This is a genomic window from Serratia sp. EC4, assembly GCF_059652115.1.
The window spans coordinates 168,429-191,665 of record NZ_JBNIDE010000007.1 but is presented as its reverse complement, the minus strand read 5'-3'; the positions used below and the strand labels follow the sequence as shown (position 1 = coordinate 191,665).

Here is a 23,237-nt window from a genome sequence, read left to right as displayed (position 1 = left end):
CCATGTGGCGCCGCCTGATCTACCACCCGGAAATCAACTACGCACTGCGACAAACGCTGGTGTTGTGCCTGCCGGTGCTGTTCGGCCTGCTGATAGGCCAGCTGCAGCTCGGCCTGATGTTCTCTCTGGTGCCCGCCTGCTGCAATATCGCCGGTCTGGACACGCCGCATAAGCGCTTCTTTAAACGGCTGATCGTCGGCGGCTCGCTGTTCGCCTTCAGCAGCGTGCTGTTGCAACAGGCGCTGCTGTGGCACGTACCGCTGCCGGCGCTGATGCTGGGCCTGGCGCTGCTGCTCGGCGTCACCGGTGAAATCAGCCCGCTGCACGCCCGGCTATTGCCGGCGGCGCTGGTGGCCGCCATTTTCGCTCTCAGCACGGCCGGCACGGTGCCTCTCTGGCAGGCGCCGCTGCTGTACGCGATCGGCACCGTCTGGTACGGCTTATTCACCTGGTTCTGGTTCAAGCTGTGGAAAGAGCAGCCGATGCGCGAGACGCTGAGCCAGCTCTACCTGGAGCTGGCGGACTATTTCGAAGCCAAATACTCACTTCTGACCCAGCACACCGATCCGCAAACCGCGCTGCCGCCGCTGCTGGTGCGCCAGCAAAAGGTGATGGATCTGATCAGCCTTTTGTACCAACAGCTCAATTTCCTGCCGCACGCCAACAACCTCGAACAAAAGCGCCTGCAGCGCGCCTTTCAGGTGGCGATGGATCTGCAGGAGCACATCACCGTCAGCCTGCATTTGCCGGAGGAAGTGCAAAAACTGGTGGAGCAGAGCCAGGCCGAAGCGATCATTCGCCGCAATGCACTGGTGATCGCCGGCCGGCTGCGCGTGGTGGCGCACGATATCCTCTACCATCAGCATTCGAAGCGCTTCTCCATGAGCCACGAACTGGCGGCGCTGGAAAAAATGGCGGCGCAGCATCCCGATAACCCGGTCGGCCAGTTTTGTTATTACCACTTCAGCCGCATCGCCCGCCTGCTGCGCACCCAGCATCCGCTGTACCGCCGCGACCTGATGCCCGGCCAGCACCGCCTGCCGTTTTGGCCGGCGCTGGCCAGCTATCTGTCGTTCAAATCCACCGCCCTGCGCAACGCCGCGCGGCTGGGGGTGACGCTGGCGGTCGGCAGCAGCCTGGGTGCGGTCTTCAACCTGCCGAAGCCATACTGGATCCTGCTCACCATCATGCTGGTGAGCCAAAACGGGTATAACGCCACCCGGGTGCGTATTCAGCACCGTGCGCTGGGCACGATTGCCGGACTGTTGCTGGCGGCCGGGCTGCTGCAGCTGCAGCTGCCGGAGGGAGAAACGCTGAGCATCATGCTGGTGATCACCCTGCTGGCCTACCTGGTTTCGCGCAAGAACTACGGGCTGTCGGTGATTGGCTTTACGGTCACGGCGGTTTACACCCTGCAGCTGCTGGCGCTGAACGGCTCGCATTTTCTGGTACCGCGCCTGATCGATACGCTGATAGGCTGCGTGCTGGCGTTCGGCGGCACCATTTGGCTGTGGCCGCAGTGGCAAAGCGGGCTGCTGCGCAAGAATGCCCATCAGGCGCTGGAACACGATCAAACCGCGCTGCGGCTGATGCTGAAGCAACCGGAACCGGACGCCACCGCATTGGCCTATACCCGCATGCAGGTCAACCAGGCGCACAACGCGCTGTTCACCTCGCTCAATCAGGCGATGCAGGAACCGGGGTTCGCGTCGAATTATCTGGCGGACATGCGGCTGTGGGTCACTCACAGCCAGTTCATCGTCGAACACCTGAACGCCATGACCATTCTGGCGCGCGAGCACTACATGCTGACGCCGAAACTGGCGGAAGCCTATCTACAAACCTGTGAAATCGCGCTGCAAAGCTGTCAGCAGCGGTTGGAATACGACGGCCCGAGCAGCGGCAACAGCGGCATCATGCAGCCGCCGGATCTGCATCCGGAGATGCCCGTCACCGAGATGGAACGTCATTTGCGGCGCATCCTGTCGCACCTGAACGTGATGCATACCATTTCGTCGCTGGCCTGGCGCCAGCGCCCGCACCACGGCATCTGGCTCAAGCGCAAACTGCGCGATCAATAAGGGCGCGGCATGCCGCGCCCCGTTATGCGCCGCACGGGCTTCAGGCGTTGATCACATCCTGCACCGCCAGCTCGAACAGCGCCATGCCGGCCTCGATATCCTGCAGCTCCACCACCAGCGACGGCGCGAAACGGATCACGTTCGGCCCGGCGTTGAGGATCATCAGCCCACGCGCGGCGGCGGCGGTGAGGAAATCGCGCGCTTTGCCGTGATAATGCGGCGTCAGTTCGGCGCCGATCAGTAACCCCATGCCGCGAATGGCGGTGAAAATACCGTATTTATCGCCGATATCCTGCAAAGCCTGCACATACAGCGCGTGGCGCTGTTCGATGCCGCTCAGCACTTCCGGCGTATTGATCACATCCAACGCCGCCTCCGCCACCGCGCAGGCCAGCGGGTTGCCGCCGTAGGTGGTGCCGTGAGTGCCCACCTGCATCACCGACGCAATCTCTTCGGTGGTCAGCATGGCGCTGACCGGGAAACCGCCGCCCAACGCCTTGGCGGTGGTGAGAATGTCCGGCGTCACGCCATAATGCATATAGGCGAACAGTTTGCCGCTGCGCCCCATGCCGCTTTGCACTTCGTCGAACACCAGCAGCGCCTGATGTTGGTCGCACAGCTCGCGCACGCCTTTGAGGAAGCCGGCGTCGACCGGCGTAATGCCGCCCTCGCCCTGAATCGGCTCCATTACCACCGCGCAGGTATGGTCGTCCATCACCGCTTTCACCGCCGCCAGATCGTTGAACGGCACGTGCACGATGTCGGCCGGCTTCGGCCCGAACCCGTCGGAATATTTGGCCTGCCCGCCCACCGACACGGTGAACAACGTGCGGCCGTGAAACGCGTTATAGAAGGCGATGATTTTGGTTTTGTACGGGCTGTGGCGGGTGATGGCGTAATGACGCGCCAGTTTGAACGCCGCTTCGTTGGCCTCTGCGCCGGAGTTGGCGAAGAACACCCGGTCGGCGAAGGTGGCGTCGATCAGTTTGCTCGCCAGGCGCAGCGCCGGTTCATTAGTGAAGACATTGCTGGTATGCCACAGGGTTTCGCCCTGGCGTTTGAGCGCCTCGACCAGCGCCGGATGGCAGTGCCCCAGCGCTGTCACCGCGATGCCGCCGGAAAAATCGATGTACTCTTTTCCCTGCTGATCCCAGACTCGGCTGCCTTGGCCGCGCACCGGCACAAACTGGGCCGGTGCATAAACAGGCAGGATCACCTGGTCAAAGGTGCTGCGGCTCACTGCGGATTTTTCAGTCATTTTCGGCTCCACCCTGAAGGTTTTTCAACGCTATCGTAATATTAGATTGAAAACATAATCACGAAATATGCATAAAAAACCAATCAAGCGCAAACGCAAAACGCCTGACGAGCGAAAAAAACGCATCGGGATTAACGGTTGAGGAAGTTATCCAGCAGCTGATGGCCCTGCTCGCTGAGCACGCTTTCCGGATGGAACTGCACGCCTTCCAACGCCAGCGTGCGGTGGCGGATGCCCATGATCTCGTCGCGCACGCCGTCGCGTTCGCTCCAGGCGGTCACTTCAAAACAGTCCGGCAGCGTATCGGCTTTCAGCACCAGCGAGTGATAGCGGGTCACGGTCAGCGGATCGTTCAGGCCGCGAAACACGCCGACGCCCAGATGGCGAATGGCCGAAGTTTTGCCGTGCATCACCGCGCGGGCGCGCACCACCTCGGCGCCGAACGCCTGCCCCAGCGCCTGGTGCCCCAGGCACACGCCGAGGATCGGCAGTTTGCCGGCGAAATGACGAATGGCGGCCAGCGAGATGCCCGCTTCGTTCGGGGTGCAGGGGCCAGGGGAAATCACCAGATACTGCGGCGCCAGCCGCTCGATATCGGCCAGCTGCAGCTCATCGTTGCGCTTCACCATCACCTCGGCGCCCAATTCGCAGAAGTACTGGTAAAGGTTATAGGTAAAGGAGTCGTAGTTATCGATCAGCAGCAGCATGTTAGGTCCGGCAGAGAAAAACGCCGCCATAGTTTACTGATTTAACCCGCTGCTGCCGACGATAATTTCCGCTTACTTTTTACGGCCGCCGGTGATCGAGCCCAGTACGCCGCGCAGGATCTGGCGGCCGAGATCGCGCGCCATGCTCTTGGCGGCAGTCTGGACGATGCCGTCGCGTTTGCCGCCGCGCGGGCCGGTGGAACCGAACAGCAGCTCGTTCAATCCGTCCATCAGGCCGCCGCCCGTCTGTTGCTGCGCTTGCGCCTGCGGTTGCTGCCCCTGCTGCGCAGTGCCGACGGTGGCGAAGCCGCCCGACGACAGCTTCTCGTAGGCGGACTCGCGGTCAATCATGTCTTCATAGCGGCCATACAGCGGCGACTTGTTGATCGCGCTGTTCAGTCCTTCCGCGCCGAGCATGCCCATTTTGGATTCCGGCGCGATCACCATCGCCCGCTCCACCACGTTCGGTCGGCCCTTCTCGTCGAGGAACGACACCAGCGCTTCGCCCACGCCCAGCTCGGTGATCGCCGTTTCGGCATCGAAGGCCGGGTTGGCGCGCAAGGTTTGCGCCGCCGTTTTCACCGCCTTCTGATCGCGCGGCGTGAAGGCGCGCAGCGCATGTTGCACGCGGTTGCCCAACTGGCCCAGCACGCTGTCCGGGATATCCAGCGGGTTCTGGGTGACGAAGTAAATGCCGACGCCTTTGGAGCGGATCAGGCGCACCACCTGTTCGATCTTGGTCAACAGCGCCGCCGGCGCGTCGTTGAACAGCAGGTGCGCTTCATCGAAGAAGAACACCAGCTTCGGCTGTTCAGGGTCGCCCACTTCCGGCAGATGTTCAAACAGCTCGGCCAGCAGCCACAGCAGGAACACTGAATACAGCTTCGGCTGATTGATCAGCTTGTCCGCCGCCAGCAGGTTGATCACGCCATGACCGTTGGCGTCGGTTTTCATCAGATCGTTGATGTCCAGCATCGGCTCGCCGAAGAACTGGTTGGCGCCCTGCTCTTCCAGCGTCAGCAACCCGCGCTGGATGGCGCCGATCGACGCAGCAGAGATGTTGCCGTACTGAGTCTGGAATTGTTTGGCGTTATCGCCGACGAACTGCACCATGGCGCGCAGGTCTTTCATGTCCAACAGCAGCAGCGCGTTGTCATCGGCGATTTTGAACACCAGCTGCAGCACGCCGCTTTGCACCTCGTTCAGATCCAACAGGCGCCCCAGCAGCAGCGGCCCGAGATCGGAAATCGTGGCGCGGATCGGGTGGCCCTTTTCGCCGTAAATATCCCACGGGATAATGGTGCAGGCCTGCGGCTGCCAGTCGGTGACGCCAATCGCCGCCAGACGCGCCTGCAGTTTCTCGGAAGGCGCGCCCTCAGCGCCAATCCCGGACAGATCGCCCTTCACGTCCGACAGGAACACCGGCACGCCGATGCGCGAGAACTGCTCGGCCATTTTCTGCAGCGTCACCGTCTTGCCGGTGCCGGTTGCCCCGGTGATCAGCCCGTGGCGGTTGGCCAACGCCGGCAAAATCACCAGATCCTGTTCCGGTTTTCCGTCTTTCATCGCCTTGGCGATAATCCGTGGTTCACTCATTTTCGATTCCTTTGACGCTGACGCGGCGCAAAACGCGCCTGTTGATGCAATAAAGCTATAAGCGCCGCGTAACCCCGTCAAGGACAAACAAAAAGGGCGCCGTCGGAGCTTGATGAATTCAGATTGCGCTTAACGCCACAGCCTCCGACCGTCCTTGCTTGAACAATAAAGCAGCGGTGTTATAGTGAATATTACGCTGTATATACGAGGTAAATACCATGTCTGAATCTACCGTGGTAATCCGCGTGGATGAAGAGTTAAAAACCGCTTTCGCCAGCGCGGCAAAGGCCGCCGACCGCACGGCTTCACAACTGCTGCGCGATTTCATGCGCGAGTTTGTCAGCCGCCAGGCGCAGCAGGAAGAATACGACCAGTGGTTAAAGGAAAAGGTCGAGGTGAGCCGCAAGGCGTTGCGTGAAGGCAAGTTCGCCGACGATGAAGAGGTGGCCGCTTATTTCGCCGAACGCAGAGCTAAGGCAAAGCAATAAAACACAAAAGGACTTTTGTGAAACTGATATGGACGGAACCCGCCATCGCCGATCGTCTGGCGATTTATGAATGGTTGGAACTTAAAAACCCGGCCGCCGCAGAAAATGATGTAAAAATCGCTGACGCGGCGGCACGCCTCGTGCATCATCCCGCCAGCGGAAAAACGGGTCGGATAGCCGGCACGCGCGAGTTGGTCATCTCTCCGTCCTATCTGCTGGTCTATGAATGGGCGGATCAGCGCGTCATCATATTGGCCATCGTGCATACCCGCCGCCGGTGGCCACCCGTATAGTCACCCCCGCAGCCCCAGTTGCTCCTTCAGCGCTTTCAAATAGCGCCGGCTGACCGGCACCGGATCGCCGGCGGACATGATCATCTCCGCCGCGCCGCCTTCTTCGAAGCGGATCTCGCGCACCTGCTCCAGGTTGACCAAATACTGCCGATGGCAGCGCACCAGCGGCGTACGGCTTTCCAGCGTGCGCAGCGTCAGCTCGGTGAAACACTCCATGCCGTCGCTGCGCACCACGAATACCCCGCTCAGTTTGGAACGGATCGCCAACACCTCGTCAAACCGCAGCAGATAGATGCGGCTGTGGCCGGTGCAGGGAATGTATTTCAGGTAACCGGCGCTCTCATCCAGCGCCGTCACGTCCTGCGGCGCACTGCGCTGCCGCAGGCGTTGCAGCGTCTTGCTCAGCCGCTTCGGCTCCGCCGGCTTCAGCAGATAGTCGAAGGCGTGCTCCTCGAATGCCTGCACCGCGTATTCGTCGTAGGCGGTCAGAAACACGATGTGCGGCATCCGATTGGGATCCAGCATGCCGACCATTTCTAGCCCGCTGATACGCGGCATTTGAATATCGAGAAACACCACGTCCGGCTGCAGCCGGTGGATCTGGCTGATGGCTTCGATGGCGTTGGCGCATTCGCCGATGATCGTGATCCCCGCTTCGGCCTCCAGCAGATGGCGGAGGTTGTCGCGCGCGGAAGGCTCATCGTCAACAATCAGTGCGTTTAACATCAGGCGGCCCTCTCCATGGGAACATTGAGCGTAATGCGGGTATAGGCGTCCGGCCGGCAATCCACCCGCACGCCATAGCCTTCGCCGTAGCGCACGCGAATGCGCTTATCCACCAGGTTCATCCCCAGCCCGCTGCAGTTCGGCTTCGGCTGGAACAGCCCGGCGTTGTCCGTCACCTGCAATAGCAGATGTTCGCCTTCGCAGCAGGCACCGATTTCGATGCGGCCCACGCCCAACAGATGCGAGGTGCCGTGCTTGATGGCATTCTCGACGATCGGCTGCAGCGAAAACGCCGGCAGCCGCGCCGCCAACAGCGCCTCCGGCAACGATACCGCGATCTCCAGCCGATCGGCGAAGCGCGCTTTCTCTATCTGCAGGTAGGCGTTCACATGTTCAATTTCGTCCGCCAGGCTGACTTCGTCATCCGAGCGTTTGAGGTTTTTACGAAAGAAGGTCGAGAGGGACTGCACCAGATCGCAGGCGCGCTCGCCATCGCGGCGGATCACCGCTACCAGGGTATTCAGGGCATTGAACAGGAAATGCGGATTGACCTGCGCATGCAGCAGCTTGATCTCCGACTGCGCCAGCAGTTGCTTGTGGCGCTCGTACTGTCCGGCCATGATCTGCGCCGACAGCAGGCTGGCGATGCCTTCGCCCAGCGTACGGTTGATGGTGCTGAACAGCTGGCTTTTCGGTTCATACAGCTTGATGGTGCCGATGACCCGCTGGTTTTCGCCGCGCAGCGGGATCACCAGCGTCGATCCCAGCTTGCAGGCCGGATTGATCGAGCAGCAGTAAGAGAGCTGATTGCCGTCGGCGTACACCACCTCGTTGTTGTCGATGGCGCGATGCGAATGCACCGAGGCGATCGGCGTGCCCGGCAGGTGATGATCGTCGCCGATGCCGATAAACGCCAGCAGCTTGTCGCGATCGGTGATCGCCACCGCGCCGATGCCCAGCTCCTGATAAATCACCCGAGCAACCTTCATGCTGTTTTCCTGATCGAATCCCTGCCGCAGGATGCCCTCGGTGCGCTCGGCGATCTTCAGCGCTTTGGAAGAGAAAGCGCTGGTGTATTTCTCGAACATCGCGCGCCGATCCAGCAGGATTTGCATAAACATCGCCGCGCCGACGGTATTGGCGATCATCATCGGCAGCGCGATGTGTTCCACCAGCTGCAACGCCTCGTTATAAGGGCGCGCCACCGCCAGAATGATCGCCATTTGCAGCACTTCCGCCACCAGCGCCACGCCGCCGACGAACAGCGGATTGAACAGCAGCTCGATGCGCCCCCGGCGCATGGCGATGCTGTGCACGATGCCGCCGACCAGCCCCTCGGACACCGTGGAGATCGCGCAGGCCACGTCGGTCATGCCGCCGAGCGTATACCGGTGCAGGCCGCCGGTCAGCCCGACCAGAAAGCCCACGGACGGCCCGCCCAGCAGCCCGCCCAGGACCGCACCTATCGCGCGAGTATTGGCGATCGAATCCTGAATGTGCAGCCCGAAATAGGTGCCCATGATGCAAAACACCGAGAAGATCACGTAGCACAGCAGCTTGTGCGGCAGGCGAATGGTCACCTGCATCAGCGGGATAAACAGCGGGGTTTTGCTCAGCAGATAGGCGATAACAAGATAGACGCACATCTGCTGCAACAGCAACAGCACCTGGTTAAATTCATACATGGCAGCCACTCATCCAGAGACAACAAAGGGCGAACGCCGGATTTCCGGTCTGGTTATTGTCTGCCGATTAGAGCATGGAGCGCGGGAGAAAACAGTGATGAAGGCAAGGCTTCGTGAGGAAGGACGGCCGACCCCGGCGGGATCGGCCAAAAAACTTACGGCAGCACCTTGGCCGACAGAATCACCACCGGTTTGGTCGGCACATTCTGGTAAGGGCCGACGTTGCCGGTTGGCACCTGAGCGATCTTGTCCACCACGTCCATGCCTTTCACCACTTTGCCGAACACCGCGTAGCCGAAGTCGCGCTGGCCGTGATCCAGGAAGGCGTTATCCGCCACGTTCAGGAAGAACTGGCTGGTGGCGCTGTCCTTGTCGGCGGTGCGCGCCATCGAGATGGTGCCGCGCAGGTTGCGCAGGCCGTTGTCGGCTTCGTTCTTGATTGGCGCCTTGGTGGATTTTTGCTGCATGTCAGCGGTGAACCCGCCGCCCTGGATCATGAAGCCCGGGATCACGCGGTGGAAAATGGTGTTGTTGTAATACCCGCTGTTCACGTAATCGACGAAGTTCTGGGTGGAAACCGGTGCCTTCTGGCTGTCGAGCGCCAATTCGATATTCCCCGCCGAGGTCGTCAGCATGACGTGGGTCTCACCGGCGGCGAGTGCGGCTGGTGCCACTGCGGACAGGGAACACAGCGCGACGAAGGTCACTAAAGTACGTTTGAACATTAACGGGTCCTTTCTCTGAGAGACAAACAACGGAAAAGCGCTTTGATTCTAAAGAGCTGTATCGGCAAGTGCCAGCCATTTACCTATATTTACCCAATTACGGGACATATCCTAGGCGGCCCTGAATTTTGCTGCGGAAAGTATGGGCGCAGAAGGCTTTTTTGCCAACCGCATCACGCATTTTTTGCCCCGTGCCGCCCCGGGGCGGTTTTTGCGATCTGCCTCCCAGTTTGCACACGCATTGTCGTTACTCTATATAAATGAGAGCGCTCTCATTATAAAAGAACGGATACTGAAGCATCCCACGGCGGCGTCGCCGCGCAACCCCTGGAGAAATGACGTGAGTGAATTGATGACTGAAGTCAGCCCCGAGTTTGAAAGCACCATCATGGAACTGCTGGTGTTCTCCGGCAGCGCGCGCAGCAATGCGTTGATGGCGTTGCGGCAAGCGCGCGCCGGCGACTTCGCCGCCGCGGCCAAACACATGGCCGAATCCAAAGAATGGGTGAAGAAAGCGCACCTGATCCAGACCGAGCTGATCGGCCTGGACGAAGGCTGCGGCAAGCTGGCGATCAACCTGATCACGGTACATGCGCAGGATCATCTGATGAACGCCATGGTGATCCAGGATCTGGCCGACGACATGATCGAGCTCTATCGCCGTCAGTCGCAAACGGAGGGCCGCCAATGAGCACGCTCAAAATCGCGGTGATCGGCGGCGGCAGCAGCTACACTCCCGAACTGGTCGATGGGCTGATCCAGCGCATCGAGGAGCTGCCGGTCACCGAACTGGCGCTGGTGGACGTCGAGCCGGGCCGGCAAAAAGTGGAAACCATCGCCGCTCTGACCCGCCGCATGCTGGCGCGCCACGGGCTGGAACAGGTGAAGGTCAGCGTGCACTTCGCGCTGGACGACGCCATTCGCGGCGCCGCTTTCGTGCTGACCCAGTTCCGCGTCGGGCAACTGCCGGCGCGCGCCGCCGATGAACGGCTGGGCCTGAAATACCAGCTGCTCGGCCAGGAGACTACCGGCGTCGGCGGCTTCGCCAAGGCGCTGCGCACCATTCCGGTGATGCTGGATATCGCCCGTCGGGTGGAAAAGCTGGCGCCGGACGCCTGGATCATCAACTTCACCAACCCGGCAGGCATCGTCACCGAGGCGGTGTCCCGCTTTACCAAAGCGAAGATCATCGGCCTGTGCAACGTGCCGATCAGCATGCATCACATGATCGCCAACATGCTGCAGGCGCCTTACGCCGACGTGCAGCTGCGGTTCGCCGGTTTGAATCACATGGTCTGGGTGCATCAGGTCACGCAGCAGGGGCGCGACGTCACCGCCAAAGTGATCGACATGCTGTGCGACGGCGCGGCGCTGACCATGAACAACATCAAGGAAGAGCCCTGGCAGCCGGACTTCCTGCGCGCGCTCGGCGCCATCCCCTGCCCGTACCACCGCTATTTTTACCAGACCCGTGAGATGCTGGCGGAAGAGATGGCCGCCGCCGGCGAGCGCGGCACCCGCGCCGAGCAGGTGATGCAGGTGGAGAAAGAGCTGTTCGAGCTGTATGCCGATCCGCAGTTGAACACGAAACCGGAACAGCTCAGCTTCCGCGGCGGTTCTTTCTATTCCGAGGTTGCGCTGGAGCTGATTCGTGCTATCCATAATAATCTCGGCACGCAATTAGTGGTCAACACCGCAAACCGCGGCGCGATCCATGGCCTGCCGGACGATGCTGTGATAGAAATCAACTGTATCGTCGATGCCCAAGGCGCGCATCCGCTGACGTTCGGCCCGCTGTCGGAGCCGATGCAGGCGCTGACGCAGCAGGTGAAAGCCTACGAACGCCTGACCATCGAGGCCGCGGTGCACGGCGATCGCCGCAGCGGCTTGCTGGCGCTGATCGCCAACCCGCTGGTGGGCAACGCCAACCTGGCGCAGCCGTTGCTGGACGAGGTGTTGACGATAAACGCGCCGTATTTGCCGCAGTTCAGGTAAGCGCCTGCGCGCGGTATGACAGGGGTTCGGCGCGCCGAACCCATTTTTTTAGCCGTAATCAGGAGTTGGACGATGGTGACACTGGAAGATGTCGCGGCGCTGGCGGGCGTTTCGCGCGCCACCGTATCGCGGGTAGTGAACGGCGACAGCAACGTCAAGGCGCCGACCCGCGAGAAGGTTGAACGCGCCGTCGCCCAGCTCGGTTACACCCCCAACCCGGCGGCCCGCGCGCTCGCCTCCAGCCACAGCAATACCCTCGGGCTGGTGACCACGTCGTATCGCGGCGGCTTCTTCGGCGCGCTGATGGACTTCGTGCAGACCGAGGCCGAATCCCACGGCAAGCAGCTGCTGGTGACCCAGGGCCGCAACAGCGCCGAAAACGAATGGCAGGCGGTGCAACGGCTGTTCAGCCTGCGCTGCGACGGCGTGATCCTGCACGTGCGTTTTCTCAGCGACGATCGGCTGCGCCAGCTGGCGGCGGAACAACGTGATTTCGTGTTGCTCGATCGTCTGGTGCCGGGGCTGGAAGACCGCTGCGTCACCTTCGATCACCCGCTCGCCAGCCGCATGGCGACGCAGCAGTTGCTCGACGCCGGGCACCGGCGCATCGCCTGCATCAGCGGCCCGCGCGAGCGCCCGTCGAGCCGCCTGCGGCTGCAGGGGTTTGAAGAGGCGATGCAGGCGGCGAATATCGAGCCGGTGGCCTGTCTGGAGGGCGTCTACGATCTGGAAAGCGGTTACCGCTGCGCCGATCACCTGCTGCAGCAAACCGCACGGCCCAGCGCCATCTACTGCTGCAACGAAGAGATGGCGATCGGCGCGCTGCTGGCGATCAACGAGCACCGCCTGCGGGTACCGCAGGATATCTCCTTGATCTGTTACGACAGCGGCGAACGCGCACCTTTCGTGCGCCCGGCGTTGAGCAGCGTACATTTTCCCATCAGCGAAATGGCCCAATACGCGGCGCGCAGGCTGATCGACCCCGCCACCCCGGCGCACCGGTTTGAGCCGACGATCATCAGCCGTGATTCCATTGTGACGGCACGCAAATAGATCACAATAATGCGTATCATCTCTTCATGGGTTGCATCAAAAAATCGACAGCCATCACAAAAAATCCCGTTGTCTGTGCTAGGATCCGCCCCCTGGTGGCCTGATCGGGACTTTTTTCTGCGTTTGCCAGGAAAAGCCAGCGGCCTTATGCCAGCGTTAAAACCTCTAACAGACATATTCAGGCCTATACAATGAATGACAGTAACCGCATACGGCTTACCTGGATCAGCTTCTTTTCGTACGCGCTGACCGGTGCTTTAGTGATCGTCACAGGGATGGTGATGGGAAACATTGCAGAGTACTTTAATCTGCCGGTTTCCAGCATGAGTAACACCTTTACTTTCCTCAACGCCGGTATTTTGATTTCGATCTTCCTTAATGCCTGGCTGATGGAAATCATCCCGCTGAAGCGTCAGTTGATCTTCGGCTTTGTCCTGATGGTGCTGGCGGTCGCAGGGCTGATGCTCGGCAAGAGCCTGACCATGTTCTCGCTGTGCATGTTTATCCTCGGCGTGGTGAGCGGCATCACCATGTCGATCGGCACCTTCCTGATCACCCACATGTATGCCGGCCGCCAGCGCGGTTCGCGCCTGTTGTTCACCGATTCCTTCTTCAGCATGGCCGGGATGATCTTCCCGATCGTCGCCGCGATGCTGCTGGCCCGCCATATCGGCTGGTACTGGGTTTACGCCTGCATCGGCCTGCTGTACGTGGCGATCTTCGTGCTGACCCTGTGCTCCGAATTCCCGGTGCTGGGCAAGAAAGGCGCCGATGCCGGTCAACCGGTCGAGAAAGAAAAATGGGGCATCGGCGTGCTGTTCCTGTCGATCGCCGCGCTGTGCTACATCCTTGGCCAGCTGGGCTTCATTCAGTGGGTGCCTGAGTACGCGACCAAGTCGTTCAACATGGACATCGGCCAGGCCGGTAAGCTGGTGAGCGACTTCTGGACCTCTTACATGGTCGGCATGTGGGTGTTCAGCTTCATCCTGCGCTTCTTCGATCTGCAGCGCATCGTCACCGTACTGGCCGCGCTGGCTACCGGCGCGATGTACCTGTTCGTCAGCACCGATAATCCGGAACACCTGGGCTACTACATCATGGCCCTGGGCTTCGTTTCCAGCGCCATCTACACCACGCTGATCACCCTCGGCTCGCTGCAGACCAAGGTCTCCTCGCCGAAGCTGGTCAACTTTATCCTGACCTGCGGCACCATCGGCACCATGCTGACCTTCGTGGTCACCGGCCCGATCGTGGCGAAAGGCGGCGCGCACGCGGCGCTGACTACCGCCAACGGCCTGTACCTGGCGGTATTCGTGATGTGTCTGCTGCTGGGCTTCGTGACCAAGCACCGCAGCCACGGTCACGTGACGCACTGATTTCTTCGTATCAAATACATCAAGGGCGCCCGCAAGGCGCCCTTTTTTTTGCGCCTTAGCGCCGAAAATCCACCGTCTCATCCTGCTGCAAATGCAGCGTGGTTTCCGCCGGCCGCGTTTCGGCGATCACCGCGCCCTGGCGAATCGAATAACGCACCGGCGTCTGGCGGCGCACCGCGTCGAAACCGCTTTCCGCCGGCAGGATCACCAGGTTGGCGCTGTTGCCGGCCGCCAGGCCGTAGTCGCTCAGGTTAAGCGTGCGCGCGCTGTGGTGGGTGATCAGCTTCAGCCCATCGTCGATTTGGCCATAGCCCATCAGCTGGCACACGTGCAGCCCCATGTGCAGCACCTGCAGCATGTTGGCGGTGCCGAGCGGATACCAGGGATCGAACACGTCGTCGTGGCCGAAGCAGACGTTGATCTCCGCCTCCAACATCTCCTTCACTCGGGTCACGCCGCGCCGTTTCGGGTAACTGTCGAAACGGCCCTGCAGGTGAATGTTCACCAGCGGGTTGGCGACGAAGTTGATGCCGGACATTTTCAGCAGGCGGAACAGCCGCGAGGCGTAAGCGCCGTTGTAAGAGTGCATCGCCGTGGTGTGGCTGGCGGTGACTTTCTCCCCCATCTCCAGCTTCAGCGCCAGCGCCGCCACGGTTTCGACGAAACGCGATTGCTCGTCGTCTATCTCGTCGCAGTGCACGTCCACCAGCCGATCGTATTTTTGCGCCAGCGCGAACGCCTTATGCAGCGACTCCACGCCGTATTCGCGGGTGAATTCGAAGTGCGGAATGGCGCCCACCACGTCGGCCCCCAGCCGCAGCGCCTCTTCAAGCAGCGCTTCGCCGTTGGGATAGGAAAGGATCCCCTCCTGCGGAAAGGCGACGATCTGCAGCGTCACCCAGGGCGCCACCTCCTGCTTCACCTCCAGCATGGCGCGCAGCGCGGTCAGCGTAGGATCGGAAACGTCGACGTGGGTGCGCACATACTGCACGCCGTTGGCGATCTGCCACTTGAGCGTTTGCCAGGCGCGCTGTTTGACGTCTTCATGGGTCAACAGCGCTTTGCGTTCGGCCCAGCGCTCAATGCCCTCGAACAGCGTGCCGGACTGGTTCCAGGCCGGCTGACCGGCGGTCTGCGTGGTATCCAGGTGGATATGCGGTTCGACGAACGCCGGCAGCGCCAGCCCGCCCTGCGCATCCAACACGTCGCTGCGCCACTCCTGTCCTTCCGGCTGCGGCACCAGATGCGCGATGCGCCCCTGCTCGATCGCCAGTTGCCACAATCCTTCATGCCCGCTTAAACGCAGGTTGTCGATAAACTTCAATGGACGTTTCGCCACCCTTCACCTCTGCCGTTGCGCTGGTTTTCTTCATCATACTGGCAGCGGATCGCGCTGACAAAGTCGCCGTGTCGTGCCTACCCCCTGCGTTTACTCCCTGCGTTTACTCCCTGCGGGGTAATTTACCAGCAAACTGACTCGCTTCAGCTAAAGATGAATAAAATCCGCAACTTATCAAAAAACGTGAAAAATCATTCATATACCACATTGGAGGTATATGGAAGTGTGATTGATTTGCATCAATAAATTGCTCATCGGGAGGGATAAGGTAACCCTAGGAAACCAGAATTTTGAGGCAATAATGAGCAGAGTCAAACTTGCCGTCGTCGGCAATGGCATGGTCGGCCACCGGTTCATCGAAGATCTGTTGGATAAAGCAGACAAAGACCAATTCGAGATCACCGTATTTTGCGAAGAGCCGCGCATCGCTTACGATCGCGTGCACCTCTCTTCCTACTTCTCTCACCACACCGCCGAAGAGCTGTCGCTGGTGCGCGAAGGCTTTTACGAAAAACACGGCGTGAAGGTGCTGATCGGCGAACGCGCTATCACCATCAATCGCGACGAGAAGGTCATCCACTCCAACACCGGCCGCACCGTCTATTACGACAAGCTGATCATGGCCACCGGCTCCTATCCGTGGATCCCGCCGATTAAAGGCTCGGATAGCCAGGACTGCTTCGTTTACCGCACCATCGAAGACCTGAACGCCATCGAAGCCTGTGCGCGCCGCAGCAAACGCGGCGCGGTAGTCGGTGGCGGGCTGTTGGGGCTGGAAGCCGCCGGCGCGCTGAAAAGCCTGGGGGTGGAAACGCATGTGATCGAGTTCGCTCCGGTGCTGATGGCCGAACAGCTCGACCCGATGGGCGGTGACCAGCTGCGCCGCAAGATCGAGCGCATGGGCGTCAAGGTGCACACCGGCAAAAATACCCAGGAGATCGTCAACGGCGGCGGCACGGCGCGCAAAACCCTGCATTTCGCCGACGGCAGCCTGCTGGAAGTGGATTTCATCGTGTTCTCCACCGGCATCCGCGCCCAGGACAAGCTGGCGCGCCAGTGCGGGCTGGAGATCGGCCGCCGCGGCGGCATCGCCATCAACGACAGCTGCCAGACGTCGGATCCGGACGTGTACGCCATCGGTGAGTGCGCCGCCTGGCGCGATCGCACCTTCGGCCTGGTGGCGCCGGGATACAAAATGGCGCAGGTGGCCGCCGATCGCCTGCTGGGCCGCGAAAACGGCTTCCAGGGCGCCGACATGAGCGCCAAACTGAAACTGCTGGGCGTGGACGTCGGCGGCATCGGCGATGCCCACGGCCGCACCGAAGGCGCCCGCAGCTACGTTTATCTGGATGAAAGCAAAGAAGTCTACAAACGCATCGTGGTCAGCGCCGACAACAAAACCCTGCTCGGCGCGGTGCTGGTGGGCGACACCAGCGACTACGGCAACCTGCTGCAGCTGGCGCTGAACGGCATCGCGCTGCCGGAGAACCCGGACGGCCTGATCCTGCCGGCCCACGCGGGCAGCAAACCGGCCATCGGCGTGGATTCGCTGCCGGAAAGCGCGCAGATCTGCTCCTGCTTCGACGTCAGCAAAGGCGACATCATCCAGGCGGTCAACAAAGGCTGCCACACCGTGGCGGCGCTGAAGGCCGAAACCAAGGCCGGCACCGGTTGCGGCGGCTGCATCCCGCTGCTCACCCAGGTGTTGAACGCCGAGCTGAGCAAGCAAGGCATCGAGGTCAACCATCACCTGTGCGAACACTTCGCCTATTCGCGCCAGGAGCTGTTCCACCTGATCCGCGTCGAAGGCATCAAGTCGTTCGAGGCGCTGCTGGCCAAATACGGCAAAGGCTACGGCTGCGAAGTGTGTAAGCCGACCGTCGGCTCGTTGCTGGCTTCTTGCTGGAACGAATACATCCTCAAGCCGCAGCATACGCCGCTGCAGGATACCAACGACAACTTCCTCGGCAATATCCAGAAAGACGGCACCTACTCGGTGATCCCGCGCTCCGCCGGCGGCGAAATCACCCCGGACGGCCTGCTGGCCATCGGCCAAATCGCCAAGGAGTACAACCTGTACACCAAAATGACCGGTTCGCAACGCATCGGCATGTTCGGCGCGCAAAAAGACGACCTGCCGGCCATCTGGCGCAAGCTGCTCGCCGCCGGCTTTGAAACCGGCCATGCTTACGCCAAGGCGCTGCGCATGGCGAAAACCTGCGTCGGCAGCACCTGGTGCCGGTATGGCGTCGGCGACAGCGTCGGTTTCGGCGTCACGCTGGAACATCGCTACAAAGGCATCCGCACCCCGCACAAAATGAAGTTCGGCGTCTCGGGCTGCACCCGTGAATGCGCCGAAGCGCAGGGCAAGGACGTCGGCATCATCGCCACCGAGAACGGCTGGAACCTGTATGTCTGCGGCAACGGCGGCATGAAACCGCGCCACGCCGACCTGCTGGCCGCTGACCTCGATCGCGAAACCCTGGTGCGTTACCTCGACCGCTTCATGATGTTCTATATCCGCACCGCCGATAAGCTGCAGCGTACCTCGGTATGGCTGGAGAGCCTGGAAGGTGGCATCGATTACCTGCGCAAGGTGATCGTCGACGATAAGCTCGGCATCAACGCGCAGTTGGAAGCGGAGATCGCCCGCCTGCGCGACGCGGTGGTCTGCGAGTGGAAAGAGACAGTCGAGCACCCGGAAACGCAGCTGCGCTTCGCTCACTTCATCAACAGCCCGCTGCGCGATCCGAATGTGCAGGTAGTGGCCGAACGCGACCAACACCGCCCGGCGCGCCCTGATGAGCGCATTCCCGTCACCCTGATCGATACCGAGGAGAGCCACGCATGAGCCAGTGGATTACCGTTTGTCCCGTCGCCGACATTCTGCCCGGCACCGGCGTGTGCGCCCTGATCGGCGATCGGCAGGTGGCGGTGTTCCGCCCCTATGCCGACGAGCAGGTGTTCGCCATCAGCAATATCGACCCGTTCGCCCAGGCCAGCGTGCTGTCGCGCGGCCTCATCGCCGAGCATCAGGGCGAGCTGTGGGTCGCCAGCCCGCTGAAGAAACAGCATTTCCGCCTGTACGACGGCCACTGTCTGGAAGATGACAACCGTTCCGTTGCCAGCTTCACCAGCCGGGTGGTCGACGGCATCGTGCAAGTCGCGGCATAACCTTTCGGGAGGCAACATGTTTACCGATACGATCAACAAATGCGCCGTCAACGCGGCGCGCATCGTCCGCCTGGCGAAGGAGAGCCCACTCGGCTTCTGGATCAGCTCGGCGATGGCGGGCGCCTACGTCGGCCTCGGCATCATCCTGATCTTCACCCTCGGCAACCTGGTCGACCCAAGCGTGCGGCCGCTGGTGATGGGCGCCACCTTCGGCATCGCGCTGACGCTGGTGATCATCGCCGGTTCCGAGCTGTTCACCGGCCATACGATGTTCCTGACGCTCGGCGTCAAGGCCGGCACCATCCGCCAAAGCCAGATGTGGGCGGTGCTGCCGCAAACCTGGCTCGGCAACCTGCTCGGCTCGGTGCTGGTGGCGCTGATGTATTACTACGGCGGCGGCAGCCTGCTGCCGGTGGATACCAGTCTGGTGCACAGCGCCGCGCTGGCGAAAACCACCGCGCCGACCGAGGTGCTGTTCTTCAAGGGCGTATTGTGCAACTGGCTGGTTTGTCTGGCGATTTGGATGGCGATCCGCGTTGAAGGCGCCGCCAAGTTCATCGCCATTTGGTGGTGCCTGCTGGCCTTTATCGCCTCGGGTTACGAACACTCCGTCGCCAACATGACGCTGTTCGCCCTCTCCTGGTTCGGCAACCACAGCGAGGCCTACACCCTCGCCGGCATTGGCCACAACCTGCTGTGGGTGACGCTGGGCAACATCCTGTCCGGCTCGGTGCTGATGGGCCTGGGGTATTGGTACGCCACGCCGCGCGCCGAACGCCCGCTGGCGGCGAAAGCCGCCGCACGTCAGACCGCCTGAGTTTTCGGGGGCGCATTTCGCCCCCCACCCTGATGACCCCGAGGAGTGCCGATGGACTACCTGCCGATTTTCTGCCAACTGCAACATAAAGCCTGTCTGCTGGTCGGCGGCGGCGAGATCGCCGAACGCAAGGCGCGCCTGCTGCTGGACGCCGGCGCGGCGCTGACCGTCAACGCCCTGGACTTCACCCCGCAGTTCCGCCTGTGGGCGGAAGAAGGCCGGTTGACGCTGGCCGCAGGCGAATTCAGCCCGGCCCTGCTGGCGGAAAAATGGCTGGTGATCGCCGCCACTGACCGGCTGGAGGTCAACGCACGGGTATACCAGTGCGCCAACCAGCAGCGGGTGTTCTGCAACGTGGTCGACGATCCGAAACGCGCCAGCTTTATCATGCCGTCGATTATCGATCGTTCGCCGATCATGGTGGCGGTGTCCTCCGGCGGCAAAGCGCCGGTGCTGGCGCGGCTGCTGCGCGAGAAGCTGGAAGCGATGCTGCCGCAGCACCTCGGCAAGCTGGCCCAACTGGGCGGCTCGCTGCGGCAGCGGGTAAAACAACGCTTCAGCGGCCTCGGCGCACGCCGTCGCTTCTGGGAAAGGTTGTTCGCCCACGATCGGCTGGCGCAATCGCTGGCCAACGGCGACGCCGCGCTGGCCGAACGCCAGCTCGAGCAGTTGTTCAGCGAACAACGGGAAGATCGCGGTGAAGTGGTGCTGGTGGGCGCCGGGCCAGGCGATGCCGGTTTGCTGACGCTGAAAGGGCTGCAACAGATCCAGCAGGCCGACGTGGTGGTTTACGACCGGCTGGTCTCCGAAGAGATCATGACGCTGGTGCGCCGCGACGCCGAGCGCATCTTCGTCGGCAAACGCGCCGGGCACCACTGCGTGCCGCAGGAACAGATCAACCAAATCCTGCTGCAGCAGGCGCTGCAAGGCAAACGCGTGGTACGCCTGAAGGGCGGCGATCCCTTTATCTTCGGCCGCGGCGGCGAAGAGCTGGAGACGCTGGCGGACGCCAACGTGCCGTTCTCGGTGGTGCCGGGCATTACCGCCGCCTCCGGCTGTTCCGCCTACAGCGGCATCCCGCTCACCCACCGCGACCATGCGCAGAGCGTCCGCCTGGTGACCGGCCACGCCAAGGCCGACGGTGGATTGGACTGGGCGACGCTCGCCGCCGGGCAACAGACGCTGGTGTTCTATATGGGGCTGTCGCAAGCGACGGAAATCCAGCGCCGGCTGATCGCGAACGGACTGCCGGCCGCCACGCCGGTGGCGCTGGTGGAAAACGGCACTTCTTGCCGCCAGCGGGTGATCGAAGGCGAACTCCACCAACTGGGCGACTTGTCCCTGCAGGCCGCCAGCCCCAGCCTAATCATCGTCGGCAGCGTGGTCAGCCTGCGCAGCAAGCTCAATTGGTTCGCCAGCGAGGAATCGCCCGCCAGCCTGGCGCAAATGGCGTGATACCGACGTAAAAAAAGCGGCCTAAGGCCGCTTTTTTATTTGCGCCGGCGTTACGCCTGCGGCGGTACGAAACCGACGGCCTGATAGACCTTCGCCAGGGTTTCCTGCGCGCGCGCGCGCGCCTTGGCGGCGCCGTCGCGCATCACCTGCTGCAGATAGGCTTCGTCGTTGCGGAAGCGGTGGTAGCGCTCCTGCAGCTCAGCCAGCATGCCGGAGACGGCTTCCGCCACCGCGCCTTTCAGATGGCCGTACATCTGGCCTTCGAACTCGGCTTCCAACTGCGCGATGCTCTTGCCGGTCACGCCGGCGAGGATATCCAGCAGGTTGGAGACGCCCGCCTTGTTGACCACGTCGTAACGCACGACAGGCGGCTCTTCCGAGTCGGTCATTGCGCGTTTGATCTTCTTGGTCACCGCTTTCGGATCTTCCAGCAGGCCGATCACGTTGTTGCGGTTGTCGTCCGACTTGGACATCTTCTTGGTCGGCTCCTGCAGCGACATCACGCGCGCACCGGATTTAGGAATAAACGGCTCCGGCACTTTGAACACGTCGCCGTACAGCGCGTTGAAACGCTGGCCCACGTCGCGGCTCAGCTCCAGGTGCTGTTTCTGGTCTTCGCCCACCGGCACCTGGTTGGTTTGATACAACAGGATATCCGCCGCCATCAGCACCGGATAGCTGAACAGCCCGGCGTTGATGTTCTCGGCGTAGCGTGCGGATTTGTCCTTGAACTGCGTCATGCGGCTCAGTTCGCCGAAATAGGTGTAACAGTTCAGCACCCAACTCAGCTGCGTGTGCTCAGGCACGTGCGACTGCACGAAGATGGTGCTTTTTTCCGGATCGATGCCACAGGCCAGATACAGCGCCAGCGTATCCAGCGTGGCCTTGCGCAGCTTCTCGGCGTCCTGGCGCACGGTGATGGCATGCAGATCGACGATGCAGTAGATGCAGTCGTAGTCGTCCTGCATCTGCACCCACTGACGCAGCGCACCCATGTAGTTGCCGATGGTCAGTTCGCCGGACGGCTGCGCGCCGCTAAATACGATGGGCTTACTCATGTTTAAATTTCCTGATTCTCTAAAGATGACAGCCCAAGAGCGGGCAACAAATCGGCGAAGCGCTCCAACACCCGATCGGGGTGGCTCAGGGCGATCGATTCGCCGTAGTTATAACCGTAGGTAAAGCCGACGCTCGGGCAACCGGCGCCCTGCGCGGCTTGAATATCGTTGCGTGAATCGCCGACGAACAGCAGCTCATGCGCGCGCAGCCCAAGCTTGCCGAGCACCAGGTACAACGGCGCCGGGTGCGGTTTCTTTTCCGTCACGTCGTCGCCGCCGATCACCAGCGAGAAATAGTCGCCAATGCCCAACGATGCCAGCAGCGGCGCCACGAACGGCGTCGGCTTGTTGGTCACCAGCGCCATCGGGTAACCGTGCGCGGCCAGGCGGGCCAGCGTCTCTTGCACCTGTGGGAACAAACGGCTGCCGCTGTCGACGGTCTGCGCGTAGAAATGGTCGAAGCGTTCACGCAGCCGGCTGCACTGCGCCGGCGTGCCTTCCGCCTCCGCCCAACGCAGCGCGCGCTGCACCAGCACGTCGGCGCCGTTGCCGATCCAGGTGCCGACCCGTGCCTCACCCGCTTGCGGCAGGCCCGTCTCTTCCAGCGCCATATCGATGGCGGCCGCCAGACCCGGCGCGCTGTCGACCAGCGTGCCGTCCAGATCGAAGGCCAATGCGCGGATCGCGCCGAAATCAGCCATGGGTAACCTTCGCCAGCTCGCTGCGCATTTCGTCAATCACCTTGCGGTAGTCCGGCTGGCCAAAGATGGCGGAACCGGCGACGAACATATCGGCGCCTGCGGCGGCGATTTCGGCGATGTTATCCACCTTCACCCCGCCGTCGACTTCCAGGCGGATATCGCGACCGCTGTCGTCGATCAGTTTGCGCACCTGGCGCAGCTTGTCCAGGGTGCCGTGGATGAACGACTGGCCGCCGAAGCCCGGGTTGACCGACATCAGCAGGATCACGTCAATTTTATCCATCACGTAATCGAGGTAGCTCAGCGGCGTCGCCGGGTTAAACACCAGACCGGCCTTACAACCGTGCTCTTTGATCAGCTGAATGGTGCGATCGACATGTTCGGAAGCTTCGGGGTGGAAAGAGATATAAGACGCGCCGGCCTTGGCGAAATCTGGCACGATGCGATCTACCGGCTTGACCATCAGATGCACGTCAATCGGCGCGGTAATGCCGTAGTTGCGCAGCGCTTCGCACACCATCGGACCGATGGTCAGATTGGGCACATAGTGGTTGTCCATGACGTCGAAGTGCACCACGTCGCCGCCTGCGGCCAGCACGTTAGCGGTATCTTCACCTAACCGGGCAAAATCTGCCGACAGAATGGACGGGGCAATCAAAAACTTTTTCATCCGCTTCTCCAAACGTAGGGTCGAGTTGTTATGCGCCGGG

Annotated in this window: 21 protein-coding genes; 11 read left to right on the top strand and 10 right to left on the bottom strand. The window is 61.6% G+C overall.

What is annotated here, in order from left to right; translation table 11 throughout:
• The first annotated feature begins 2 nt into the window (after window positions 1-2).
• A complete protein-coding gene (locus ACP39K_RS18960) occupies window positions 3-2,081 on the top strand; it encodes a YccS/YhfK family putative transporter (RefSeq protein ID WP_033639230.1) in 2,079 nt (692 codons plus the stop codon).
• A gap of 40 nt (window positions 2,082-2,121) precedes the next feature.
• Here ACP39K_RS18960 and argD read toward each other — a convergent pair whose 3' ends face one another.
• The 3 genes from argD to ACP39K_RS18945 form a co-directional block, all read right to left on the bottom strand.
• Window positions 2,122-3,339 carry a bifunctional acetylornithine/succinyldiaminopimelate transaminase gene (gene argD, locus ACP39K_RS18955; protein WP_048796245.1) on the bottom strand — a complete coding sequence of 406 codons (1,218 nt, stop codon included), beginning with the start codon at window positions 3,337-3,339 and terminating at the stop codon, window positions 2,122-2,124.
• Between the two features lie 131 nt (window positions 3,340-3,470).
• Entirely contained in the window at window positions 3,471-4,046 is a 576-nt protein-coding gene (locus tag ACP39K_RS18950) for an aminodeoxychorismate synthase component II (protein WP_497008759.1), read from the bottom strand.
• A gap of 72 nt (window positions 4,047-4,118) precedes the next feature.
• A complete protein-coding gene (locus ACP39K_RS18945; RefSeq protein WP_016930348.1) occupies window positions 4,119-5,642 on the bottom strand; it encodes a helicase HerA-like domain-containing protein in 1,524 nt (507 codons plus the stop codon).
• 218 nt (window positions 5,643-5,860) lie between these two features.
• On the opposite strand from ACP39K_RS18945, the gene ACP39K_RS18940 reads away from it, so the two are divergent.
• Window positions 5,861-6,130: a hypothetical protein gene (locus ACP39K_RS18940; RefSeq protein WP_048796248.1), complete on the top strand. Its 270-nt coding sequence runs from the start codon at window positions 5,861-5,863 to the stop codon at window positions 6,128-6,130.
• Between the two features lie 17 nt (window positions 6,131-6,147).
• Window positions 6,148-6,423, top strand: a complete 276-nt coding sequence (locus tag ACP39K_RS18935) for a type II toxin-antitoxin system RelE/ParE family toxin (RefSeq protein ID WP_497008758.1) — start codon at window positions 6,148-6,150, stop codon at window positions 6,421-6,423.
• Here ACP39K_RS18935 and btsR read toward each other — a convergent pair whose 3' ends face one another.
• The 3 genes from btsR to ppiA all read right to left on the bottom strand — a co-directional run bounded on the left by btsR (window position 6,424) and on the right by ppiA (window position 9,559).
• The gene (gene btsR / locus ACP39K_RS18930) at window positions 6,424-7,149 is read right to left on the bottom strand and encodes a two-component system response regulator BtsR (RefSeq protein ID WP_025304522.1); all 726 of its coding nucleotides are present in this window, start codon (window positions 7,147-7,149) and stop codon (window positions 6,424-6,426) included.
• Window positions 7,149-8,834: a sensor histidine kinase gene (locus ACP39K_RS18925; protein WP_033639224.1), complete on the bottom strand. Its 1,686-nt coding sequence runs from the start codon at window positions 8,832-8,834 to the stop codon at window positions 7,149-7,151. Before ACP39K_RS18925 ends, btsR begins: the two co-directional genes overlap by 1 nt.
• Before the next feature lie 155 nt (window positions 8,835-8,989).
• Entirely contained in the window at window positions 8,990-9,559 is a 570-nt protein-coding gene (gene ppiA, locus ACP39K_RS18920; protein WP_015379288.1) for a peptidylprolyl isomerase A, read from the bottom strand.
• Between the two features lie 352 nt (window positions 9,560-9,911).
• On the opposite strand from ppiA, the gene ACP39K_RS18915 reads away from it, so the two are divergent.
• The 4 genes from ACP39K_RS18915 (at window position 9,912) to tsgA (ending at window position 13,983) form a co-directional block, all read left to right on the top strand.
• Window positions 9,912-10,250 (top strand): PTS lactose/cellobiose transporter subunit IIA, encoded by a 339-nt coding sequence (locus tag ACP39K_RS18915; protein ID WP_016930352.1) that lies wholly within the window; start codon window positions 9,912-9,914, stop codon window positions 10,248-10,250.
• On the top strand, window positions 10,247-11,554 hold the full coding sequence (locus tag ACP39K_RS18910; RefSeq protein ID WP_016930353.1) for a 6-phospho-beta-glucosidase: 1,308 nt from the start codon (window positions 10,247-10,249) through the stop codon (window positions 11,552-11,554). Before ACP39K_RS18915 ends, ACP39K_RS18910 begins: the two co-directional genes overlap by 4 nt.
• Window positions 11,555-11,626: 72 nt before the next feature.
• Complete coding sequence (locus ACP39K_RS18905) at window positions 11,627-12,607, top strand: LacI family DNA-binding transcriptional regulator (RefSeq protein WP_016930354.1); 981 nt, start codon at window positions 11,627-11,629, stop codon at window positions 12,605-12,607.
• 191 nt (window positions 12,608-12,798) lie between these two features.
• Entirely contained in the window at window positions 12,799-13,983 is a 1,185-nt protein-coding gene (gene tsgA, locus ACP39K_RS18900) for an MFS transporter TsgA (protein WP_004930336.1), read from the top strand.
• 55 nt (window positions 13,984-14,038) lie between these two features.
• Here the strand turns inward: tsgA and ACP39K_RS18895 are convergent, their stop codons facing one another.
• Window positions 14,039-15,307 (bottom strand): cytosine deaminase, encoded by a 1,269-nt coding sequence (locus ACP39K_RS18895; RefSeq protein WP_227414677.1) that lies wholly within the window; start codon window positions 15,305-15,307, stop codon window positions 14,039-14,041.
• Window positions 15,308-15,623: 316 nt separating this feature from the next.
• Here ACP39K_RS18895 and nirB point away from each other — a divergent pair, with 316 nt between their 5' ends.
• Genes nirB through cysG form a run of 4 tightly spaced genes read left to right on the top strand, consistent with a single transcriptional unit; the run spans window position 15,624 to window position 20,768 of the window.
• Window positions 15,624-18,173 carry a nitrite reductase large subunit NirB gene (gene nirB / locus ACP39K_RS18890; protein ID WP_033639222.1) on the top strand — a complete coding sequence of 850 codons (2,550 nt, stop codon included), beginning with the start codon at window positions 15,624-15,626 and terminating at the stop codon, window positions 18,171-18,173.
• Window positions 18,170-18,496, top strand: a complete 327-nt coding sequence (gene nirD / locus ACP39K_RS18885) for a nitrite reductase small subunit NirD (RefSeq protein WP_016930361.1) — start codon at window positions 18,170-18,172, stop codon at window positions 18,494-18,496. The genes nirB and nirD overlap by 4 nt, the downstream gene beginning before the upstream one ends.
• A gap of 16 nt (window positions 18,497-18,512) precedes the next feature.
• Window positions 18,513-19,313, top strand: coding sequence for a nitrite transporter NirC (nirC, locus tag ACP39K_RS18880; RefSeq protein WP_497008757.1), 801 nt, complete (start codon window positions 18,513-18,515; stop codon window positions 19,311-19,313).
• 51 nt (window positions 19,314-19,364) lie between these two features.
• Complete coding sequence (gene cysG, locus ACP39K_RS18875) at window positions 19,365-20,768, top strand: siroheme synthase CysG (protein WP_060445019.1); 1,404 nt, start codon at window positions 19,365-19,367, stop codon at window positions 20,766-20,768.
• Between the two features lie 50 nt (window positions 20,769-20,818).
• On the opposite strand, the gene trpS is transcribed toward cysG, so the two are convergent.
• From trpS to rpe, 3 genes are read right to left on the bottom strand one after another with little or no spacing between them, the layout of a single operon-like run.
• Window positions 20,819-21,826, bottom strand: coding sequence for a tryptophan--tRNA ligase (trpS, locus tag ACP39K_RS18870; protein ID WP_004930324.1), 1,008 nt, complete (start codon window positions 21,824-21,826; stop codon window positions 20,819-20,821).
• A gap of 2 nt (window positions 21,827-21,828) precedes the next feature.
• Complete coding sequence (locus ACP39K_RS18865) at window positions 21,829-22,527, bottom strand: phosphoglycolate phosphatase (protein WP_033639220.1); 699 nt, start codon at window positions 22,525-22,527, stop codon at window positions 21,829-21,831.
• A complete protein-coding gene (gene rpe / locus ACP39K_RS18860; protein WP_004930320.1) occupies window positions 22,520-23,197 on the bottom strand; it encodes a ribulose-phosphate 3-epimerase in 678 nt (225 codons plus the stop codon). The genes ACP39K_RS18865 and rpe overlap by 8 nt, the downstream gene beginning before the upstream one ends.
• Window positions 23,198-23,237 lie beyond the last annotated feature (40 nt).

What these genes read in the sequence shown, in the direction of transcription:
- ACP39K_RS18960 (WP_033639230.1), top strand. Translation starts at nt 3, where the DNA reads ATGTGGCGCCGCCTGATCTACCACCCGGAAATCAACTACGCACTGCGA.
- argD (WP_048796245.1), bottom strand. Translation starts at nt 3,339, where the DNA reads ATGACTGAAAAATCCGCAGTGAGCCGCAGCACCTTTGACCAGGTGATC.
- ACP39K_RS18950 (WP_497008759.1), bottom strand. Translation starts at nt 4,046, where the DNA reads ATGCTGCTGCTGATCGATAACTACGACTCCTTTACCTATAACCTTTAC.
- ACP39K_RS18945 (WP_016930348.1), bottom strand. Translation starts at nt 5,642, where the DNA reads ATGAGTGAACCACGGATTATCGCCAAGGCGATGAAAGACGGAAAACCG.
- ACP39K_RS18940 (WP_048796248.1), top strand. Translation starts at nt 5,861, where the DNA reads ATGTCTGAATCTACCGTGGTAATCCGCGTGGATGAAGAGTTAAAAACC.
- btsR (WP_025304522.1), bottom strand. Translation starts at nt 7,149, where the DNA reads ATGTTAAACGCACTGATTGTTGACGATGAGCCTTCCGCGCGCGACAAC.
- ACP39K_RS18925 (WP_033639224.1), bottom strand. Translation starts at nt 8,834, where the DNA reads ATGTATGAATTTAACCAGGTGCTGTTGCTGTTGCAGCAGATGTGCGTC.
- ppiA (WP_015379288.1), bottom strand. Translation starts at nt 9,559, where the DNA reads ATGTTCAAACGTACTTTAGTGACCTTCGTCGCGCTGTGTTCCCTGTCC.
- ACP39K_RS18915 (WP_016930352.1), top strand. Translation starts at nt 9,912, where the DNA reads ATGACTGAAGTCAGCCCCGAGTTTGAAAGCACCATCATGGAACTGCTG.
- ACP39K_RS18910 (WP_016930353.1), top strand. Translation starts at nt 10,247, where the DNA reads ATGAGCACGCTCAAAATCGCGGTGATCGGCGGCGGCAGCAGCTACACT.
- ACP39K_RS18905 (WP_016930354.1), top strand. Translation starts at nt 11,627, where the DNA reads ATGGTGACACTGGAAGATGTCGCGGCGCTGGCGGGCGTTTCGCGCGCC.
- tsgA (WP_004930336.1), top strand. Translation starts at nt 12,799, where the DNA reads ATGAATGACAGTAACCGCATACGGCTTACCTGGATCAGCTTCTTTTCG.
- nirB (WP_033639222.1), top strand. Translation starts at nt 15,624, where the DNA reads ATGAGCAGAGTCAAACTTGCCGTCGTCGGCAATGGCATGGTCGGCCAC.
- nirD (WP_016930361.1), top strand. Translation starts at nt 18,170, where the DNA reads ATGAGCCAGTGGATTACCGTTTGTCCCGTCGCCGACATTCTGCCCGGC.
- nirC (WP_497008757.1), top strand. Translation starts at nt 18,513, where the DNA reads ATGTTTACCGATACGATCAACAAATGCGCCGTCAACGCGGCGCGCATC.
- cysG (WP_060445019.1), top strand. Translation starts at nt 19,365, where the DNA reads ATGGACTACCTGCCGATTTTCTGCCAACTGCAACATAAAGCCTGTCTG.
- trpS (WP_004930324.1), bottom strand. Translation starts at nt 21,826, where the DNA reads ATGAGTAAGCCCATCGTATTTAGCGGCGCGCAGCCGTCCGGCGAACTG.
- ACP39K_RS18865 (WP_033639220.1), bottom strand. Translation starts at nt 22,527, where the DNA reads ATGGCTGATTTCGGCGCGATCCGCGCATTGGCCTTCGATCTGGACGGC.
- rpe (WP_004930320.1), bottom strand. Translation starts at nt 23,197, where the DNA reads ATGAAAAAGTTTTTGATTGCCCCGTCCATTCTGTCGGCAGATTTTGCC.